This is a genomic window from Chryseobacterium sp. Marseille-Q8038 (genome assembly GCF_965111995.1).
Genome location: NZ_CBCOPN010000002.1, coordinates 2,023,276 through 2,035,271, shown reverse-complemented (window position 1 = coordinate 2,035,271; position 11,996 = coordinate 2,023,276). Strand labels below are relative to the sequence as shown.

The following is an 11,996-nucleotide window of genomic DNA, read 5'->3' as shown; positions in this document are numbered from 1 at the left end:
ATGAAAAGACCAGCATACGTAACAGATAAAGCATTAAAGACATTTATAAAAAACGCGCTTGAGGAAGATATTCAGGATGGAGACCACTCTACCCTATCTACTATTCCGCAGGATCTTGTACAAAGTGCTAAGCTTTTGGTGAAACAGGACTGTATTCTTGGAGGGGTTGAACTGGCAGAAATCATTTTCAAGACTTTTGACAAAAATCTGAAAGTGGAAATTTTCATTAAAGATGGAACTCCTTGTAAATTCGGGGATGTAGCCCTTATCGTAACAGGAAGTGCAAGATCTATTCTTTCCACGGAGAGATTTGTTCTTAACTGCATGCAGAGGATGAGCGGTATCGCAACCCTTACCCATGAATGGGATTCCCGATTAGTAGGTACAAAAACAAAACTTTTAGATACAAGAAAAACGACACCTAACTTCAGAATGTGTGAAAAATGGGCGGTAGCTATTGGCGGCGGAACCAATCACAGATATGGTCTTTATGACATGATCATGCTGAAAGATAATCATATTGATTACAACGGAAGCATCACCAATGCTGTAGCAATGGCAAAGGATTATGTTAAAAAGAACAAGAAAAAGTTAAAAATAGAGGTCGAAACCAGAAACCTGGAAGAAGTTCAGGAAGCGATTAATGCAAAGGTGGACAGAATCATGCTTGATAATATGGATGTAAAAACAATGAAGCAGGCTGTAAAAATGATCAATGGCGCTTGTGAGTCTGAAGCTTCCGGAGGAATTACCCGGGATATGCTCAAGGAAATTGCCTCAACAGGCGTAACATTCATCTCTGTAGGAGCCCTTACACACTCTGCAGATAATATAGATTTGAGTCTCAAAGCAGTGAAATAGCGTTGAATTTTTAACAAAAACACACCCCCTTTGTTAAAAATTCAATAACATGACTTTTTTCATACAAAAATTCAATTTTTAGCCATAATATTGATTTTTAATACTTTAAGATTATTAAGACTGATTAAAAATTAACATTGAGTTAATAATAGTTAAATTTAATTTTGCGAATTTTGCAGAAAATTAAATCTAATTATTACTAACGATTATGAAATTAATCAACAAATCGATACTAACTGCGGTTATTACATTATCTACAGCTAGTGTTTATTACGCTCAACAAGTTCAGGACACGGTACAGAAGTCCAAAGATATTGAGGAGGTAATCTTAAGAGGTGTTACGGATATCGCTAAAGATAGAAAGACACCGGTAGCAGTATCTACTATTAAGGCTGCTCAGATTTTAGAAAGACAAGGAAACCAAGAACTTGTCGAAATACTAAACACAACACCTTCCGTATATGCTACAAAAGGAGGTGGTGGTTTCGGAGATTCTCAAATTGTAATGCGTGGATTTGAGTCTAGAAACATTGCAGTAATGGTAAACGGTATGCCTGTAAACGATATGGAAGGCGGTAGTGTTTATTTCTCAAACTGGACTGGATTATCTGATGTAACAAGTACATTACAGGTTCAAAGGGGATTAGGTTCTTCTAAATTAGCAATTGCTTCTGTTGGAGGTACAATGAACTTCATCACCAAGTCTGCAGACATGAAAAGAGGAGGAGTTATTAGATTAGGAGTTGGTAACAATGACTATTTAAAAACATCTTTTGCCTATAATACTGGAAAATCTAAGGATGGTATTTCTGCATCATTCTTAATGAGCAGACAAGCTGGTGGTACTTATATTGAAAATACGGATTACGAATCTTATGCATATTTCTTTGCATTAGGTTATGAGATCAATAAAAAACATAACTTACAGTTCTCAATCACTTCTGCTCCTCAGTGGCACGATCAAAGAACTTTTGCTCCAACAATCCAAAATTATATCAACTATAATCCAGATCATGACGGAACTCCTAATAGAAGATATAATTCAGATTTTGGATATTATACTGATGAAAATGGAAACAAAGTTGCTTTAGCAAACAGAGCAAACTACTATTCTAAGCCGGTAATGATGTTAAACTGGGACTGGACGATGAGCGAAAAGTCGAAGTTAAGTACAGTTGCATATATGTCTAACGGTAGAGGTGGTGGAACTGGAGACTTAGGTAAAGTAGGAGGAAAAGGGATGACCGATTTCTATGATACAGCAGGTCACTTCAACTATGATGCTATTTTTGCAGCTAACGCAGCCGTTAACTTAAATACTGCAGGTGCAGGAAGTACTTTAGTTCGTAGATCAAATATCAACTCTCACAACTGGTATGGTATCTTAGCAAACTTCCAACACAAAGTTAACGATAACTGGAATTTCTCAATCGGTACCGATGACAGATATTACTATGGTTACCACTATCAGGTTCTTACAGATCTTTATGGAGCTAAAGGATACAAAGACGCAGCTAACAAAAACATCACAGCACCTAGAATCGTAAATGCACTTTATGACTATAAAAAACTTTCTTGGAATCCTTTCGGAGGAAAATTAGCTCCAGCTGAAGATCAGATAGGATACAGCAACGATGGTGAAGTTATTTGGTACAGTGGATTTGCACAGGTAGAATATACCAAAGATAAATTATCTGCATTCTTACAAGGTTCCGTATCTAACCAAGGGTATCAGAGAATTGATAACTACGTAGTAGACGGAAGCACATTAAGAGGTCAAACCGTCAACACGAAAACAGGATTCAAAAATATTTTCGGATATAATATTAAAGGGGGTGCTAACTATAACATTAATGAGCAACATAACGTTTTTGCTAACTTAGGTTATTACAGCAAACAACCATTCCTTAATACTGTTTACCCAAGTAACCAGCAACTTATTAATCCTTATCTAACTAACGAGAAGATTTCTTCTGCGGAAGTTGGTTATGGGTTCAGATCTGCAAAATTCACTGCAAATGTTAACGTATACAGAACACAGTGGAAAGACAGATGGTTAAGAAAAACAGGTCAGACTTTCAATTTAGCAGACGGTACAACGACTACAGGTTATTCTGAAATCAATGGTATCACTGAAATTCACCAAGGTGTAGAATTTGATGGAGTATACAAACCAAACCGTTTCTTAGAAATTCAAGGAATGTTCTCTTGGGGAGATTACTATTACAAAGGAAATGCTAGTGTAGCTTCTTTTGATGACAACAACAACCCTGTTACTTTAGCTGGATCAGCAGGAAACGAATTATACTTAGATAAAGTAAAAGTAGGTGGTTCAAGTAACAACAGTATCCCTCAGATGACTGCATCATTAGGACTTACTGTAAAACCGGTAAAAGATCTTAACATCTTCGGAACATGGAGATATGTAGGTAAACTTTATTCTACAATTGACGCTGGAACATTTACCAATATTGCAGCTCAGGACAGAGGAGTATTGAAATTACCTGATTTCAACTTATTTGATGTAGGTTTCTCTTACAAAATCAGATTACAAAACGAAGCTCAGTACTTCACAATCGGAGCTAACGTTTATAACTTGTTTGATAAAATTTATATTTCTGATTCTGCAACAAGTATCTTCGGAACAGATAAAATTACAGCAAACAATGATCCTGACAAAGGGAAAACTTATGAAGAAGCTGGTAGAATGTACAATGGTATTGCAACTGGTAACCGTGCTTATTTCGGTTTCGGAACTACTTGGGCAGCAACATTATCATTCAACTTCTAATAATATCACAATATTAGATTTTATAAATATCAATCCCGGCTTTGAGCCGGGATTTTTGTTATCTTTGTGTACAAAAAAATAGGATTATGGATTTTTACAACATTTTACTTAATGCCCACAAAGGTTTCGGGTATCTTGAAATTCTTTTGGTAACATTATTTATCATTGCACTTTTAGCTACCATGTTTGGTTTCAGTGGAAAAGTGAACAAATTTCTGAAGAAAACAACTCTTTTCACGATGATTTTCTTCCACGTTCAGTTTTTATTGGGAATCATTATGTTGATCACAACTTTTAGCAAAGGTTTAAACATGGGAGAAGTAATGAAAAATGCAGCATTGAGATTCCAATATGTTGAACATCCATTCTCTATGCTTATTGCAGCAGTTTTGATGACGATCGTCAACAAAAAAGTAAAATCAAATGATACTATTTCTTTAGGAGTAGTGATTATGGGACTGATTGCAGTAGGTTTATTTGCATTTGCATTCCCTTGGACAAGAGTCTTCGGGGCTTAAAACAGACAAAGAAATTATATGCGTTATAATTTATAAATAGTTTAATCTTAAATTTTTAATTAAATCAATGAAAGTAGCTGTAGTAGGTTCAACAGGAATGGTTGGACAAGTTATGCTTAAAGTTTTGGAGGAGAGAAACTTCCCTGTAACAGAATTAATCCCGGTAGCATCCGAAAGATCTGTAGGCAAGAAGGTGAAGTATAAACAGAAGGAATTTACGATTGTAAGCATGAAGGACGCTATAGCTGCCAAACCGGATATTGCCATCTTCTCTGCTGGAGGTTCTACTTCTCTTGAATTCGCTCCTTTATTTGCAGAAGCTGGAACAACAGTCATTGACAATTCTTCTGCATGGAGAATGGATCCTGATAAAAAATTAGTGGTTCCGGAAATCAATGCTGATGTGCTAACAAAAGAAGATAAAATCATCGCAAATCCGAATTGTTCTACCATTCAATTGGTAATGGTTCTTGGGCCGTTGAACAAAAAATTTGATTTAAAAAGAGTAATTGTTTCTACTTACCAGTCTGTAACAGGAACAGGTAAAGCTGCTGTAGACCAGTTAAACGGTGAAATCAATGGAGATGATGCTACTGAAAAAGTCTATCCTTATCAGATTTTCAAAAATGCATTACCACACTGTGATGTATTTGCTGATGATGATTACACCAAAGAAGAGATCAAACTGATGAAGGAACCTAAGAAAATTTTAGGTGATGATACCTTCAATCTGACAGCAACCGCTGTAAGAGTTCCGGTTCAGGGAGGACATTCTGAAAGTGTAAATATTGAATTCGAAAATGAATTTGAACTGGACGAAGTAAGAAAAATCTTAGCTGAAACTCCGGGAGTCATTGTAATGGATGATGTAAAAAACAACCACTACCCTATGCCTCTGTATTCAGAAGGAAAAGATGAGGTCTTTGTGGGAAGAATCAGAAGAGATCTTTCGCAGCCCAAAACGCTCAACCTCTGGATCGTTGCAGACAATCTGAGGAAAGGAGCAGCAACAAACGCTGTACAAATTGCAGAATACCTTGTAGCAAACAACTTAGTATAAACTAACAAAATAAAAAGAGTCTCAGAATTGAGATTCTTTTTTTTATCAAACACAGTATGAATACCCAGAAAAATACCCATAAAGAGAAAATAGGATTCCAGAAGCTTATTGCTACATTTGGAATCATCCTTTTTGTCGGAAAAATTATAGCATGGAAACTCACCAATTCCGACGCTGTTTTTTCCGATGCTATGGAAAGTATTGTCAATGTCATCAGTGCATTCATGGGACTTTATTCTCTTCATCTTGCAGCCAAACCTAAAGATGATGACCATCCGTATGGCCATGGGAAAGTAGAATTCGTGACTTCCGGAATTGAAGGAGCTTTGATTGCCATAGCCGGTGTTATGATTATCTACGAAGGAATTCACAGTCTTATCGTAGGAAAAACGCTGAGTAAAATTGATCTCGGAATCTGGATTATTGCAGCCACTGCAGTCATTAATTATCTCCTGGGATATATTTCTATTAAAAAAGGGGAAAAAGAAAACTCTCTGGTTCTCATTTCATCCGGTAAACACCTTCAGTCTGACACCATTACAACGCTTGGAGTGGTTGCCAGCTTAATTATTGTTTACTTCACCAAAATCTATTGGCTCGATTCAGTAGTGGCCTTAAGTTTTGGACTTTATATCATATTTGTAGGCTACAAAATCGTCCGAAAATCATTAAGCGGTATTATGGACGAACAGGATCCTGAAATATTAAATCAGGTCATTAGAATCCTTGAAGAGAATCGACAAATAGAATGGATTGATGTACACAATATGAAAATTCAACAATTCGGATCTTCCCTGCATATTGATGCCCATATAACCCTTCCATGGTATTATGATCTGCGTGATGCCCATGGCGAAATGGAAAAAGTAATCATCCTTCTCGCTAAAAACATGAAACGCAGTATTGAGTTCAATTTTCATATGGATGATTGCAAACCGATTTCATGCCCGGTATGCCAGATCAAAGACTGTCCTGTGCGGGAGAAAGATTTCATTAAACGGGTGGAATGGACTCCGGAAAATATCACCAGCGTGGATAAACATACTACAGAATAACTGGGAAAATAAAGAAATACCGATGACTTTTCGCCTTCTTATCTATTTTCAGTTTCTTTACTGATCATTTGTTTCCTGTAATAAAACATCGGAACAATCAACAGGATAATCAAAGGCTGGATCACAAATCTTCTCATATAAAAAGAAAAAAGATAACCTATTTCGAACTTATCATAAATACAGTACAGATAAATTGGCAGTGTAATAACAAATACCACAAGGATCATGATCGCTCCCTGTAAAGTCCATTCCTTATTTTTAAATAAACCATAGATAATCAGGCAGGAAAAAAGAAGGTTTAAAATAAACCTGAACACATGTCCGGCAATAAGCCTTCCCCATTCAAATCCTGGGAATTCGATATTTTTATTGGCTTCATGAAAGTAGCCTAAAAACGGGTCATAAAAAACCGCATTCTCAAGAACTCTTACACTTATCAATCCGCAAACTCCTGCGATCACCAGAAACCAACTAAGAATTTTCATGTTTTAAAGCAAAAAATTTAATCCAGATCAACCAAAGAACTACCACACTTCCGTAAATAATAGCAGGGAAAATAAAATCATGAAACATCTTTCCGTATTCCTTATGATCAGACATAACGATATTTAATCCTACAATTCTCAAAAGGTTTATAATATATAACAATACTAATCCTACTCCCACAAAAACAAAAGTTTTCACCCCTTTGTAAAAAGCAAAAACAAAAGACACAAATAAAATGATGACAGAGATCGCATTACAACCCTCCACCATTCTCGTTACATAATTGTGTTTTACATAAAACCAAACCTGCTCGTTCTTTACATCATCATAAAGCTCCGTGGGATAACCAATAACGTTCTGCAGAGAAGTCACCTGATTGGCAATCATCCTTGAAAAAGAATCCAGCCCGGAATCTTTACCACTGTTCAGGTAGAACTGATAGGTGATAAGCAACACCAGGTAAATAATAATAAAACGCAATAAAATACCTAAAACAGGTTTAAAGTCTTTCAGCATACTGCAAAGATAAAAATTAGCATGTAATATCCTGAATTTGAATAAAGAAAGTTAAAATCAGGAGTAAAACCCAACGGATTTAGGATATAATACTTAAAATTTTTCGCAAAACCATTCAATAATATCAACATTCTAAAGCTTCACTCCCATACTCTTCAGCTTTCATCCATCACTTCTTTAAACTATAATTTCCAACTCATGTTAATTTAGTATATTTGTTTCCATATTATGACTTCTGAAAACGCAAAACGATTTTTTGAAAACCATTTAGGTAAAAAATCTTCCGAATTCGTCACATTAGCTCAAAGCGGCTCTGCGAGGGTAAATTTTCTGGCCACTGCCGGTACTGAAAAATACATCATCACGTACAATGAAAATATCCCGGAAAATGAAAGTTTTCTTTATTATTCCGAAGTATTCTCAGGCCTGAAACTTAATACCCCATCCATTCTTGCTATTTCTGATGACAGAAAAATGTACATCCAGGAATTCCTGGGACAGCAAACGCTTTCTGAGATCATTGCAAAAGAAAAAACAGCTTCTTCGGTAAGATCCCTGGTTCAGCAGACTTTAGAAAAGCTTTTCAAAATGCAGGTACAGACCCAGGGAAAAATTGACTTTTCAAAAACCTTTGAATATGAAAGTTATGATGAACTTCCCGTGATTCATGATCTTTATTATTTTAAAAACTTTGTGGCCGATTTCCTGGAGCTTGAATACAGCAAATCTGCTCTTCTGAAAGAATTCAAAAGAATTGCAGTTCTCATTGAGAATCTTGAGCCTAAAGGAATTATGATCCGCGATTTCCAGGCACGAAATATCATGGTAAATGAAATGGGCCAAGTCTCTTTCATCGATTACCAGTCAGCCATGAAAGGCCCGTTAATGTATGATGTGATCTCTTTTCTTTTTCAGGCTAAAGCTAATTTTCCTGAAGATTTCAAACAGGAAATGCTGGAATTTTATATTCAGCAGTTCGAAGATCCTGAAACAAGAATCCAGCTGAAAAATGCAGTGATGCCGATTCAGATGATGAGATTTTTACAGGTTTTAGGAGCCTACGGGTTCAGAGGACTGATTCAAAGAAAACCCCATTTCATAGCCAGCCTTGAAAAAGGGATTCAGAATATAACACAGTTTGCAGACTCATGGGAACAGATGAACAATTATCCGGAACTGCAAAAAGTAATTCAGCAACTGACATCAGAGAAGGCAAAGCAAAAAATTGAAGAAATAATAAATAAATAAGTCTTCGGCTCCGCTCAGACTGACAGATTGAAAATATTTGAGCAAAGCACAAAGCGACTTCAACATAACTAAATAAGCCTTAATGGTTTAAAAATAAAAAATATGCTAAACATCGAGATACACAGTTTTTCTTACAAGAAAGGAGGAATTCCTAAAGACAATTCAGGAAATGGCGGAGGTTTCGCTTTTGACTGCCGTGGAATTTTAAATCCCGGAAGAATTGAAGAATATAAAATCCAGACCGGAAATGACATTGGAGTTCAGGAATATCTGGAAACGAAAACAGAAATGCCCAGGTTTTTAGAACTGATAAAATCTCTTGTTTCCATCAATATCGACGACTATCTTGCAAGAGGTTTTGAACACCTGCAGATCAATTTCGGGTGTACTGGCGGGCAGCACAGATCGGTATATTCTGCTATAAAAATCGCCGAATTTATCAAAGAAAAATATCCTGAAGGAACTCAGGTAACCCTTCATCATGACGAACAACCCCAACTGAATAAATAAATGGTAAGCGATGATTGATAAATGATTTAATTGTCATTTATTAATTGTAAGGTTTTATCATTCATCCACTATCATTTATAATTATAAAAAATGAAAGCTCTAATCTTCGCAGCTGGAAAAGGCACCAGACTTAAACCGTTTACAGATCACCATCCGAAAGCTTTGGCAAAAGTAAATGAAGTTCCGCTTCTGGAAAGAAATATCAAATACCTGAAAAGCTATGGAATCACTGACTTTGTGATTAATATTCATCATTTTGGAGATCAGATTGTTGATTTTTTAAATAAAAACAATAATTTCGGATGTAAGATTGAAATCTCTGATGAAACCAATGAACTTCTGGAAACAGGTGGCGGCTTGATTTTTGCAAGAAAATTCCTTGATCACGGAGAAGATTTTTTAATCCTGAATGCTGATATTCTAACAGACCTGAATATCAATGCATTGGTAGAATACCACAAAAAGATAAAAGATTTTGCTACTTTAGCGGTTTCGGACAGGGAAAGTTCGAGAAAACTCCTTTTCAATGATGATATGGTTTTGAGAGGCTGGCTGAATGTACAAACCGGAGAACAGAGGCTGGCAGAATTCAATAAAGGTTTTAAGGCTCTTGCTTTCAGTGGAATTCATTGTATCAATCCTGTCATCTTCAAAAAAATAAAAAGAACAGGCAAATTTTCTGTTATGGAAGAATATCTTGACCTCATGCAGACCGAACATATACACGGTTTTGTACATGACAGTATTCTTATTGATGTTGGAAGACCGTCTTCCGTAATAGAGGCCGAGAAACATTTTAAATAAATTTTACAATGGAAATTGATGGAACTAGGGATGAAAGTTTAGTAAATCCAGAACTTGATAGTAACGAAACAAAACTACATAACAGTTTCAGACAAAAAACCTGGGACGAAACAATCACCAAAGACAGTTGGATGGTATTCAAGGTCATGGCTGAATTTGTTGACGGCTATGAAAAACTGGCTAAAATTGGTCCTTGCGTTTCTATATTTGGGTCTGCCCGATTGAAACCGGAGAACAAATATTATGAAATGGCTGTAGATATTGCTGAAAAGATCACCAAACTAGGTTTCGGAATTATTACCGGAGGCGGCCCGGGGATCATGGAGGCAGGAAATAAAGGAGCTTTCAATGCGAAAGGAAAATCTATCGGACTTAATATTGATCTTCCTTTTGAACAGCACTTTAATCCTTATATTAATAAATCCTATTCCATGAATTTTGATTACTTTTTCGTGAGAAAAGTAATGTTTGTAAAATACTCTCAAGGTTTCGTAGTAATGCCCGGAGGATTCGGGACACTGGATGAGCTGACTGAAGCAATGACCCTGATTCAAACCAACAAAATTGGAAAATTCCCAATCGTTTTGGTAGGAAGTGAATTCTGGGGAGGATTACTGGATTGGTTTAAAGCAACCCTGTTAAAAGAAGGAATGATTGCTGAAGATGATCTTGATCTTTATCGTGTGGTAGACACTGCTGATGAGGCCGTAGCACATATAAAAGCCTTTTATGATAAATATTCTGTGAATGTAAATTTTTAATTGGCATATTATTTGTGACTTATAATGAACAAGTATGATTGTAAATCTATTAATTAAGATGAAAAAACTTTTATATATATCAGGAATTTTAACATTTTTTGTGTTAATGAGTTTTATGTATGTAGACTTTTTCTCTTCAATGACCAAAGTGGACTATATTGATGGAAGCAAGACATTGAAGTTTACCACAAAAATGAATACAAGCCATATCTCTGACGCGATTAAAATCAACCCAAATACGGCAGGATTTGAAGCAGAGGTAAAAAAATATGTGAACAATAATTTTGATGTATTTGTCAATGGAGCTCCTAAAACGATTACCTTCACAGGAAGTCAGGTCAGCGGAGAAACTGTATGGGTATATTTTGAAACCGGAGGCGTTTCAGATATCAATACCTTAAAGATTAAAAATACGATCCTTTTGAGCGCTTTTCCTAAGCAGATCAATCTGGTGAACATTGCCTATAAAGGCAGCCAGAAAACAATGAACTTCCAAAGAGGAAAAGAAGTGAACGAGGTTTCTTTTTAAACAAAAATTAGATTTAACCATTATAAAATGGGTACCCTGAGAAGTTGAACTTTTCAGGGTATTTTTTTGTATCATAAAAAATCACTTCGGGGAGATTAATTAAGTACAAATACTTAATCTTAAATTTCAGCATTTCCACTCTAATATTTTCATTTTCAACAATGTACATTTGTATTGTAATTACAACCACCAAGGTGAAGCCGGAATCACATAAATAACGGGGCGAAATCTGAAAAGCCACATGAGTAAGAAAACACCAAACTAAAAACGAAATATCATGGACGATGTACAACAAAAATCATCCAGTCAGGAAATAGATGTCCTGATTGTAATAGACACGGATTATGTAAGAGCTACTTATCCCAACCCAAGTAAAGACCCTAATAGTCCTACAGGAATTGATCATAACAGCCAGCATATGATTGTTTCCAATGCCAACGCAATTTCCGGACAAGGTTCTGCCGATCTGAATTTCAGCGCAAGAGCCGGAGATACAGTTTCCTTCAGAGGAACTTCCATCTATCAGAATTCTGACGATGCTGTTATCATCTACAATATTAAGTACTGGTCCGGAGATCAGGTTTTTAACAGCTTTATCTACAATTCTGTTGAAAGAAGACAAGCTGCAGTACCTAATTTGAATTCTCAAAATGGTCTTCCTGCCGCTGCTGCTGATATTACTTTTGCCAGTATCGACTCTAAAGTGAAAGCTACAGGAAAAGAGAATTTCTATGTACAGTTTGGACTTTATATTTTAGATCCGAATGACAGTAACAAACAGATTCTGTTCGGCTACTTTTACTGGGATCCAACAATTACAGTTAAATAAAAGGAAATAAAAAAACCACTGCATCAGC

The 11,996-nt window shown here is 36.0% G+C and carries 13 protein-coding genes; 11 read left to right on the top strand and 2 right to left on the bottom strand.

Going from position 1 to position 11,996, the window contains the following annotated elements:
* From nadC to ACWPWS_RS23180, 5 genes are all read left to right on the top strand, one after another.
* On the top strand, positions 1–861 hold the full coding sequence (gene nadC, locus ACWPWS_RS23200; RefSeq protein WP_454048066.1) for a carboxylating nicotinate-nucleotide diphosphorylase: 861 nt from the start codon (positions 1–3) through the stop codon (positions 859–861).
* A 208-nt stretch (positions 862–1,069) separates the two neighbouring features.
* Positions 1,070–3,652, top strand: coding sequence for a TonB-dependent receptor (locus tag ACWPWS_RS23195; protein WP_454048065.1), 2,583 nt, complete (start codon positions 1,070–1,072; stop codon positions 3,650–3,652).
* Positions 3,653–3,738: 86 nt separating this feature from the next.
* The gene (locus tag ACWPWS_RS23190; protein WP_089692819.1) at positions 3,739–4,170 is read left to right on the top strand and encodes a hypothetical protein; all 432 of its coding nucleotides are present in this window, start codon (positions 3,739–3,741) and stop codon (positions 4,168–4,170) included.
* 67 nt (positions 4,171–4,237) lie between these two features.
* Entirely contained in the window at positions 4,238–5,230 is a 993-nt protein-coding gene (locus ACWPWS_RS23185; RefSeq protein ID WP_454048064.1) for an aspartate-semialdehyde dehydrogenase, read from the top strand.
* A gap of 56 nt (positions 5,231–5,286) precedes the next feature.
* Positions 5,287–6,285 carry a cation diffusion facilitator family transporter gene (locus ACWPWS_RS23180; RefSeq protein WP_454048063.1) on the top strand — a complete coding sequence of 333 codons (999 nt, stop codon included), beginning with the start codon at positions 5,287–5,289 and terminating at the stop codon, positions 6,283–6,285.
* A 38-nt stretch (positions 6,286–6,323) separates the two neighbouring features.
* Here the strand turns inward: ACWPWS_RS23180 and ACWPWS_RS23175 are convergent, their stop codons facing one another.
* Both ACWPWS_RS23175 and xrtF read right to left on the bottom strand, forming a co-directional pair.
* Positions 6,324–6,770 carry an exosortase F system-associated membrane protein gene (locus ACWPWS_RS23175; RefSeq protein WP_454048062.1) on the bottom strand — a complete coding sequence of 149 codons (447 nt, stop codon included), beginning with the start codon at positions 6,768–6,770 and terminating at the stop codon, positions 6,324–6,326.
* Complete coding sequence (gene xrtF, locus ACWPWS_RS23170) at positions 6,757–7,287, bottom strand: exosortase family protein XrtF (protein WP_454048061.1); 531 nt, start codon at positions 7,285–7,287, stop codon at positions 6,757–6,759. Before xrtF ends, ACWPWS_RS23175 begins: the two co-directional genes overlap by 14 nt.
* Positions 7,288–7,515: 228 nt before the next feature.
* On the opposite strand from xrtF, the gene ACWPWS_RS23165 reads away from it, so the two are divergent.
* The 6 genes from ACWPWS_RS23165 to ACWPWS_RS23140 all read left to right on the top strand — a co-directional run bounded on the left by ACWPWS_RS23165 (position 7,516) and on the right by ACWPWS_RS23140 (position 11,968).
* Complete coding sequence (locus tag ACWPWS_RS23165; RefSeq protein WP_454048060.1) at positions 7,516–8,535, top strand: aminoglycoside phosphotransferase family protein; 1,020 nt, start codon at positions 7,516–7,518, stop codon at positions 8,533–8,535.
* Between the two features lie 102 nt (positions 8,536–8,637).
* Positions 8,638–9,045, top strand: coding sequence for a RapZ C-terminal domain-containing protein (locus ACWPWS_RS23160; RefSeq protein WP_454048059.1), 408 nt, complete (start codon positions 8,638–8,640; stop codon positions 9,043–9,045).
* A 90-nt stretch (positions 9,046–9,135) separates the two neighbouring features.
* Positions 9,136–9,849, top strand: coding sequence for a nucleotidyltransferase family protein (locus tag ACWPWS_RS23155; RefSeq protein WP_209786281.1), 714 nt, complete (start codon positions 9,136–9,138; stop codon positions 9,847–9,849).
* An 8-nt stretch (positions 9,850–9,857) separates the two neighbouring features.
* Positions 9,858–10,610 (top strand): LOG family protein, encoded by a 753-nt coding sequence (locus ACWPWS_RS23150; protein WP_114819820.1) that lies wholly within the window; start codon positions 9,858–9,860, stop codon positions 10,608–10,610.
* A gap of 58 nt (positions 10,611–10,668) precedes the next feature.
* Positions 10,669–11,139, top strand: a complete 471-nt coding sequence (locus tag ACWPWS_RS23145; protein WP_228377469.1) for a DUF6702 family protein — start codon at positions 10,669–10,671, stop codon at positions 11,137–11,139.
* Positions 11,140–11,416: 277 nt separating this feature from the next.
* Positions 11,417–11,968 (top strand): inclusion body family protein, encoded by a 552-nt coding sequence (locus tag ACWPWS_RS23140; protein WP_454048058.1) that lies wholly within the window; start codon positions 11,417–11,419, stop codon positions 11,966–11,968.
* Positions 11,969–11,996: the final 28 nt, after the last annotated feature.

Coding starts and splice junctions, on each gene's coding strand:
- nadC (WP_454048066.1), top strand. CDS start 1: ATGAAAAGACCAGCATACGTAACAGATAAAGCATTAAAGACATTTATA.
- ACWPWS_RS23195 (WP_454048065.1), top strand. CDS start 1,070: ATGAAATTAATCAACAAATCGATACTAACTGCGGTTATTACATTATCT.
- ACWPWS_RS23190 (WP_089692819.1), top strand. CDS start 3,739: ATGGATTTTTACAACATTTTACTTAATGCCCACAAAGGTTTCGGGTAT.
- ACWPWS_RS23185 (WP_454048064.1), top strand. CDS start 4,238: ATGAAAGTAGCTGTAGTAGGTTCAACAGGAATGGTTGGACAAGTTATG.
- ACWPWS_RS23180 (WP_454048063.1), top strand. CDS start 5,287: ATGAATACCCAGAAAAATACCCATAAAGAGAAAATAGGATTCCAGAAG.
- ACWPWS_RS23175 (WP_454048062.1), bottom strand. CDS start 6,770: ATGAAAATTCTTAGTTGGTTTCTGGTGATCGCAGGAGTTTGCGGATTG.
- xrtF (WP_454048061.1), bottom strand. CDS start 7,287: ATGCTGAAAGACTTTAAACCTGTTTTAGGTATTTTATTGCGTTTTATT.
- ACWPWS_RS23165 (WP_454048060.1), top strand. CDS start 7,516: ATGACTTCTGAAAACGCAAAACGATTTTTTGAAAACCATTTAGGTAAA.
- ACWPWS_RS23160 (WP_454048059.1), top strand. CDS start 8,638: ATGCTAAACATCGAGATACACAGTTTTTCTTACAAGAAAGGAGGAATT.
- ACWPWS_RS23155 (WP_209786281.1), top strand. CDS start 9,136: ATGAAAGCTCTAATCTTCGCAGCTGGAAAAGGCACCAGACTTAAACCG.
- ACWPWS_RS23150 (WP_114819820.1), top strand. CDS start 9,858: ATGGAAATTGATGGAACTAGGGATGAAAGTTTAGTAAATCCAGAACTT.
- ACWPWS_RS23145 (WP_228377469.1), top strand. CDS start 10,669: ATGAAAAAACTTTTATATATATCAGGAATTTTAACATTTTTTGTGTTA.
- ACWPWS_RS23140 (WP_454048058.1), top strand. CDS start 11,417: ATGGACGATGTACAACAAAAATCATCCAGTCAGGAAATAGATGTCCTG.